General features: G+C 35.7%; 5 protein-coding genes. 4 read left to right on the top strand and 1 reads right to left on the bottom strand.

Annotated elements, in window-relative coordinates:
• From L950_RS23720 to L950_RS23730, 4 genes are all read left to right on the top strand, one after another.
• The coding region (locus tag L950_RS23720) for a SusC/RagA family TonB-linked outer membrane protein (protein WP_021191013.1) at window positions 1-3,002 on the top strand (3,002 nt) is incomplete at its 5' end.
• A gap of 312 nt (window positions 3,003-3,314) precedes the next feature.
• Entirely contained in the window at window positions 3,315-3,452 is a 138-nt protein-coding gene (locus L950_RS28990) for a hypothetical protein (protein WP_021191014.1), read from the top strand.
• 2 nt (window positions 3,453-3,454) lie between these two features.
• On the top strand, window positions 3,455-4,582 hold the full coding sequence (locus L950_RS23725; protein WP_231577837.1) for a RagB/SusD family nutrient uptake outer membrane protein: 1,128 nt from the start codon (window positions 3,455-3,457) through the stop codon (window positions 4,580-4,582).
• A 17-nt stretch (window positions 4,583-4,599) separates the two neighbouring features.
• Window positions 4,600-5,853: a TlpA family protein disulfide reductase gene (locus L950_RS23730; protein WP_021191016.1), complete on the top strand. Its 1,254-nt coding sequence runs from the start codon at window positions 4,600-4,602 to the stop codon at window positions 5,851-5,853.
• A gap of 81 nt (window positions 5,854-5,934) precedes the next feature.
• On the opposite strand, the gene L950_RS23735 is transcribed toward L950_RS23730, so the two are convergent.
• On the bottom strand, window positions 5,935-6,162 hold the full coding sequence (locus L950_RS23735) for a hypothetical protein (RefSeq protein WP_021191017.1): 228 nt from the start codon (window positions 6,160-6,162) through the stop codon (window positions 5,935-5,937).
• Window positions 6,163-6,322: the final 160 nt, after the last annotated feature.

Below are 6,322 nucleotides of genomic sequence, written 5' to 3' on the forward strand. Positions count from 1 at the left end.
GTTTATCAGCTCAGACACCCCACAAGGACAGCGGGGTGAATGGGCAGGTAAAATATGATCTTACAGGTGTAGTTGTCTCTTCCAACGATGGTACACCACTACAAGGAGTGTCGGTCCGAGTTGAAGCCGAGAACTTACAGATTAAAACTTCCAAAGATGGAAAGTTTCAATTGACGCTTAAAAACCAAAAGGGCAAGATTAAATTTTCATCTATCGGCTTTAAAAGCCAAGAAGTTTATTATACCGCAGGAGTATCAATAACTGTGAAATTGATACCTGAAGATCATAAACTAGAAGAAGTGGAGGTGGTGTCTACCGGGTATCAGAAAATACCCAAAGAACGAGCAACTGGTTCTTTTGAATTTGTCGACAATAAACTTTTTAATAGGAAGGTGTCGACAGATTTTATAAGTAGGCTGGAGGATGTAGTGCCGGGGATATCATCAATTAAGGTTTCATCAGCTAATAGAGAAAATCTATTGAATGTTAATATTCGTGGGGTTAGCACTTTAAATTCAGATAAATGGCCCTTGGTTGTTGTTGATGGTGTACCGTTTGAAACAAGAAATTCTGATCTAGGGATTGGTCTTTTTAACACTATAAATCCTAATGATATAGAAAATATTACTGTGTTGAAAGATGCCGCTGCAGCATCAATATGGGGTTCCCAATCGGGTAATGGCGTGATTGTGATTACCACTAAGAAAGGCAAGTTTAAACAATATAGTCAATTAGATTTTAATGCCAATATCAGTGTTAAGGCTAAACCTAACCTATATTATTATCCTCAGATAAGTACATCCGATTACATTGATGCCCAGCAATTTATCTATGATAAGGGCAGATACAGTGGGGAGTTTAATGCCTGGAATTATAATCCTCAACCTGCTGTATGGCTGATGGAACAAAAACGTACTGGTGAAATATCTGAATCACAGTTTGATATAGAAATAGGGAAAATGAAAGGTATTGATTTAAGAGATGACTTTTTGAAATACATCTATCGTAATAGCGTAAATCAACAGTACAATTTACAATTGCAGTCAGGAAGTGAAAATGTAAATACTCTTTTTTCAATGGGCTATGATAAAAATTTAAAAAATGTCATCACGTCAGCATATAAACGGCTTAATATAATGTCAAATACCCAAGTAAAGCCAATTAAGAATATGTTACTGGATATTGGTCTAAAATATACGGAATCAAAAAATGTGGAGGCTTTATTCCCAGTGGAATATAATCGTTTAGGAAAAGGAGTACAAAATTATCCATACATGCAACTGGCTGATCAATATGGTAATCCAATAGCTATGAATATTAGCGGATTAAATCCTGTTTTTATAGATACTGTTGCAGGTGGTCGTTTGTTAGATTGGTCATATACTCCACTAAATGAATTAAATGAATCTAAGAAAACCCAAATGGTTCGAGAGTTTGTTGCACGGGTAAGTGCTTCATATAAGTTGGATTTTGGTCTGAATTTAAAGGTGCAATATGCTTATCAGCGATCATCTAACCCCATGGAAGAATGGCAGAGTATAAGAACATATCAGATGCGTGATCAAATTAATTTTCATACAGTGTGGGATGACAAAACTCTTCATTATAATTTACCTAAAGGAGACTATAAGGGTATAATAGGTTTAAATAGCTATTCCCATCAAGGAAGATTTACTGCAGACTGGAATAAGAAATGGAATGATAGACATGAGTTAATTCTTATGGCGGGAGGTGAGATTTTAAAGAAAGGCAGAGATATCACTTTATCCCAATACTATGGTTATGATCCTGAATCTGGAAGTTTTAAATCTGTTCAGTTTGGTCGTGAAGTTCCCTATTTGAATGGAAAAAGTGGTGTGACAAATTTAATAGATAGAAATGTGTATGAATCATCACAAAATAACTTTGTATCCTATTTTTCTAATCTTAGCTATACTTATTGGGACCGGTATATATTAAGCGGAAGTTTTCGAAAAGATGCCTCCAATTTGTTTGGCGTTAAAAGTAATGATCGGGGACAACCGTTTTGGTCAATTGGTGGAGCTTGGATTCTTTCAAAAGAGAAGTATTTGCAGAGAAGTCCATTTGATTATCTGAAATTTCGTGCAACATTTGGCTATAATGGCAATGTAAACAATACAGTATCTGCATATCCTGTTATTACCATAGAAAGTGAAGCGCACTATTTAACCAATCAAAACTATGGTGTGATTATGACTCCTCCTAATCCTAGCTTACGTTGGGAGCGAGTTGGGATTACGAATTTGGGACTTGATTTTGCTTTAAAGCGAAATATTATTTCAGGTAGCGTTGAATATTATGTGAAAAATGCGAAGGATCTAATAGCACCCGATCGTATTGATCCAAGTACCGGATTTACAAATCTCATGGTAAATAGTGCCAATATCCGGACTAAAGGTTGGGATATTGGATTAAATGCTACCCTTCTTAAAACCGGTCATTTCGAATTAAATAGCAACTTCGTATTTTCATATGCCCGAACAAAGGTTTTGAAATCTTATGTGCAAAAGGAAATTGGTCAAGATTATGTTAGTGTGTCACAGGGCCAACGGATAACTCCTTTTGTAGGGATGGATCTAAATAGTTTGCTTACTTACAAATGGGCTGGTTTAGATGCTGAAACAGGGGAGCCTCAAGTATATCTGAATGGCGAAAGGTCAAAAGATTATTCCTCGGTTTTGGCGCAAAATGTCAATGATCTTGAAAATCACGGGTCATCTGTTCCGCTATATACTGGAAGCTGGCGCAACAGTATCCGGTATAAAGCTCTTGAACTGTCTTTTAATATTTCCTATCAGTTGGGACATAAATTTTTAAGGAGCTCGTTTGATAATAGTCTATTCTTAAGTAGCAATATCGGTCATAAGGATTACGCTTTGCGTTGGCAAAAGCCAGGGGATGAGCTAACAACTGATGTTCCCGCTTTTAGCTATCCAGCGACATTAGGAAGTCAAGTTATATGCGCTCATCTGCTCTGTTAGAGAATGGTGGACAAATCAAGCTCCGTGATATCCAGTTTAGTGTCAGTTTACCTTTTACTTCTGGTCTGAAATTGAAAAATTGTTCTGTTTATGGTTACATACAAAATGTTTGTACAGTTTGGAGAGCAAATAAACGGGGTATCGATAGTGAATACGGCATCAATATACCTGACCCCTTAATGTCTTCACTTGGGTTTAGATTTAATCTTTAATAATATTTATCATGAAGATCTATCAATTTATTTTTAGCATATCTGTTATGCTACTATTTGGAAGCTGCAATAACTTCTTGATGTTAAACCTGATGTTAAAATGGTCATCCCTAAAAGTTTGACAGATGCTGAGCTCTTACTGAATGACTATAATACAATGAATGCCGGTTATCCAATATTTGGGGAATGGTCTGCAGACGAGTATTATATAACTCCAGAGACTTTTGACGGCAACTGAATATTGACCAACGTAATGCATATACCTGGAAAGATGCAAATTATGATGAAACGGCACAATGGCAAAGACCGTATAAAACTATTTTTAATGCTAATCAAGTGTTGGAAATTATAAACAAATTAGGTTTCGAGGGAAAAAGTCAAAAAGCGACAAATCTTTCAGGTATAGCTCATTTCTATCGAGCTTTTGCATTTCATCAATTAGTGGAGGTATACGCACCGACTTATCAAAAGGAGACAGCTACCACAGAAATGGGAATTCCACTAAGATTGGTTCCTGGTATTGATGAAACGTCTACACGTGCTTCGTTACAACAAAGTTATGATCAAATAATCCAAGATTATAACATTGCAGCACACAAATTACCAATCAGCGAATCGTTTAAGGGTAGACCTTTTCGGGCATCGGCATATGCCGGTCTAGCGAGAACATATTTAGTAATGCGCAACTATCAGCAAGCATATAAATATGCAGATTCCTGTTTGCAATTGCAGGCAGAACTCATGGACTTTAGTAAATTGAATCAAACAGAAACGTTACCGATTAACCGGTTTAATGTGGAGGTCCTATTTGCCGCAATCTCAGTAACGTCCGGTCCAATGCATCTGAATAATGGTTTGGTTGATTCCATTCTATATAGGAGTTACTCGCCTTATGACATAAGGAAGTATATCTTCTTTCGTAAAAACACTTATCCCTTGGATTCTTATAGTTATAAAGGTAGTTATGATAAATCGATGGCTAACTTATTCGTTGGTTTAACGACAAGTGAAATCTATTTAATTAAAGCCGAAGCAGCTTGTCGGATTGGACAAATAGAAGAGGCAATACAGTTGCTAAACTCTCTGCTTGAGAATAGAATCGATAAAAGTCAATTTGTAGCAGTTACAGAAAATAATCCGGATGCATTGTTGCATCTGATACTTCACGAAAGACAAAAGGAATTATTATTTCGAGGCCGTAGATGGTCTGACTTAAAAAGGTTAAACCTAGATCCGAGATTTCAAAAAACATTAAAAAGAGTAGTGAATAATATAGAATATCTACTTGAACCGAATAGCCGAAAATATGCTTTTCGACTACCTCAATCAGTAGTTCTCGTAGGAAAACTACCGCAAAATATCCGTTAATCTATAACAAAATGAACATGAAAAAATTAAAATTATTCCTCTTATCATTCTTCTTATTTATACTGACAAGTACTTTATATGCGCAAGCAGGTAAAAATATAGATCTGAGCAAAGCCCTTAAAGTGGGAGATACATTTATCCCTCCAAATGAAATACAGAAGATGCGTGGTACAGGAAATGTGATCGATTTGGATGCAACAGAAAATAAAGTTATCATATTAGATTTCTTTGACACCTTTTGTGGCACTTGTATTCAATCGATGCCAAAACTGCAACAATTACAAGACAAACTAAAGAGTAAACTGCAGATTATCAATGTTTCCTGGCAGGATAAGGCAACATTGGATAAATTTTTTGCAAATAATGCTTTTTTAAAAGAAAATAAAGTCGACCTGCCAGTTATCTATAGTGATTCCTATTTAAAAGAACTCTTTCCCCATCAGAGTGCACCACATGTTGTTTTTCTGTACAAAGGAAAAGTACAGGCCATCACGGGTAATAAATTGGTTACAGAGGAAAATGTTCTTGACCTTCTAAATAATGGCAGTATAGATCTTCCACTTAAGGATGATTTTGGTAAGGTAAATCTATTAGGACAAGCTAAAAATGAAATGCAAATAAAGGGAATGGTCATGCTGTCTGGTTATCAAAATGGTGTACCATTTGAATCCTTTAAAAATCAAAGAGATAGTGTATCGGGTTTACAAAAAATATCTTTCTATAATGTCTCCATTTATAGTGCAGTTCTGTCAAGTTGGGCAAAGATTAAAATGCCTAATTACATTCCAAGACCAGAACGATTGATACTGAAAGTGAAAAATCCCGATCGTTATGAAGATATATCGAGTCTGGGTGATATTTGGGAAGTGCAAAATGCGATATCATATGAACGTTTGGATCCAGTATTAAGATCTGATTCGGCTCAAGCGCATATTGTTTTAAATGACTTACATAGTTTTCTTGGGATTCGTACTTACAGAACAATGAAAAATATTGAAAGTCTTATTTTAAAACCCTGCGAAATAAAACCATATTTAAGACAACCGGGAGCCAAGGTGATGAATTATGATAATAGTTCCGTTCTAGCAGTAATGACAGATATGAGTGGTAAATATCCTCCTGTTTTGGATATGGTTAAAAGTGATGAGAAAATAATATTGGAGAAATATAGTAATCTGGAAGAATTAAATGAACAGCTTGCTAATTATGGTATTAAAGCTGAGATTGGAATAGGGGAACAGGAAGTATTGGTTATTGAAGAAATTAAATAAAGGATAAAAATATAGGGTATGAATCATCATACCCTATTCTAAATTCAGCGAACGCTTATGTTGTAAATGTCTATAAAAGACTTATCTCGCTTTTAATTTGACATTAGTACCATTCACCTGATTTTGTAATGAATTAATGATTTCATTTTTCAAAGCATCGGTGATTATAGGTTCGTTATTGCTGTCGGCAGAGGCTTGTAGCGCGCAGATTTGTTGTGTAGCTCCAGGACAACTAGGTTGTGTTGGAACTGGTGATGAATAATGTGTAGGATCCGATGGATCTGACCCTGTAAATGGAAACCAACTCATAATTGACAAGTTTTAAGTGAATTTTTATATGATATAAATATTTCGTATATTCATATCGGTTCAAATCGATCATCCTACGTGTTGAAGGATGGCCACGTAAAAGCTTCCGCGCATCGGAGGCTTTTACTATTAAAGTGGGCTTTTATTTCCTGCCCCGGCC

The sequence above is a fragment of the Sphingobacterium sp. IITKGP-BTPF85 genome (genome assembly GCF_001006065.1).
Taxonomy (GTDB): Bacteria; Bacteroidota; Bacteroidia; order Sphingobacteriales; family Sphingobacteriaceae; genus Sphingobacterium; species Sphingobacterium anhuiense.

What these genes read in the sequence shown, in the direction of transcription:
- L950_RS23735 (WP_021191017.1), bottom strand. Translation starts at nt 6,162, where the DNA reads ATGAGTTGGTTTCCATTTACAGGGTCAGATCCATCGGATCCTACACAT.
- L950_RS23730 (WP_021191016.1), top strand. Translation starts at nt 4,600, where the DNA reads ATGAAAAAATTAAAATTATTCCTCTTATCATTCTTCTTATTTATACTG.
- L950_RS28990 (WP_021191014.1), top strand. Translation starts at nt 3,315, where the DNA reads ATGGTCATCCCTAAAAGTTTGACAGATGCTGAGCTCTTACTGAATGAC.